The organism is Apilactobacillus sp. EABW-1NA, assembly GCF_030398685.1.
In the GTDB taxonomy this organism is placed as follows: Bacteria; Bacillota; Bacilli; order Lactobacillales; family Lactobacillaceae; genus Apilactobacillus; species Apilactobacillus waqarii.
This window is the reverse complement of sequence record NZ_JAPDKO010000056.1, coordinates 1-1,006: the sequence shown is the minus strand read 5'-3', so window position 1 is coordinate 1,006 and position 1,006 is coordinate 1. Positions and strand designations below refer to the sequence as shown.

Annotated in this window: 2 protein-coding genes; both read right to left on the bottom strand. The window is 36.2% G+C overall.

The features are described 5' to 3' along the window. Nucleotides 1–110: 110 nt before the first annotated feature. On the bottom strand, nt 111–533 hold the full coding sequence (locus OEZ61_RS08030; protein ID WP_034532510.1) for a hypothetical protein: 423 nt from the start codon (nt 531–533) through the stop codon (nt 111–113). An 11-nt stretch (nt 534–544) separates the two neighbouring features. Continuing rightward, nucleotides 545–1,006 (bottom strand): hypothetical protein (locus tag OEZ61_RS08025; RefSeq protein ID WP_290047377.1); only part of this gene is annotated, 462 nt, incomplete at its 5' end.

Genomic DNA, 1,006 nt, shown 5'->3' with positions numbered 1-1,006 from the left:
ACTTTCTGCAACAGCAGATGATTGTACTTCTGCTGAACTTGATTGAATTTCTGAACTTTCTGAATTTAAGAATTCTGCCATGATAATTTCCCCTTATTTTTTAATTAAGATTAAACTGCTGAAGCATCTGCATTAATGCATTTGAATGCAATTGATGCGTTTGGTGCTTCGTTACCTGCAGAGATATTTGGCTTCTTTTGAATAGAAGCTGTTGTAGTAGTAATACGTTCTACTGGTGTTGTAATAGTGATGGTATGTTGAGCATCGTAGTATGCTTGGTCAGCTGCCATCATCTTTGCGTAAATGTTTGATAAACGAGATACGTTAACTGTTAATGTAGCTTGTCCATTGTGGTTAATGATACGAATACCATTACCATATACGTCAGATGAAATAGTAATGTGATCTTGGTCATATTCAAGTGTGAACACATCACCTGATGCATAAATATCAGGTACGATACCATCAATTGAAATTACGATATCATTAACATCCCACTTCTTATCTGTTGCTACTGTACTTAAACTTGCCATTATATTTCCCCCTATCCTTCAACTTGTGGAAGAACCACAGTTTGACTTAGTGTTGCTGAATCAATTGTGTTAACTGGACGGTACTTGTAACTCATACCAGTTAGAACTCCTGATGCTTTCTTGCTATCTGAAACATCTGATGCCTTAACTGCTGTAATGGTGAAGTTAGGATCGATGTAATCTTTATCAGCAAAATCTTTTAATTCTGCATAGATAGTTGAATTGAATAATGAGATACCTGCATCGTCATATGTGATACGACCATCATTTTGTAAGAACAAGTTGTTTAAGCTTGCTGATACACGTTTAGTAATTGCATCACGGATAACAATTGCTTGTAATTGGTCACCAGATTGAGTAACACCTGAAGTTAACATTGGTGTTCCTGCGCGGTAAGCGTATGTTGCAATGTGATTTGGTTTGAAGTATTTTTCAACGTCAGAAACGCCAAATTCATACTTATCTTGTGGTGT

Excerpts from the sequence above, each read along its gene's own strand:
- OEZ61_RS08030 (WP_034532510.1), bottom strand. The coding sequence starts at position 533 with ATGGCAAGTTTAAGTACAGTAGCAACAGATAAGAAGTGGGATGTTAAT.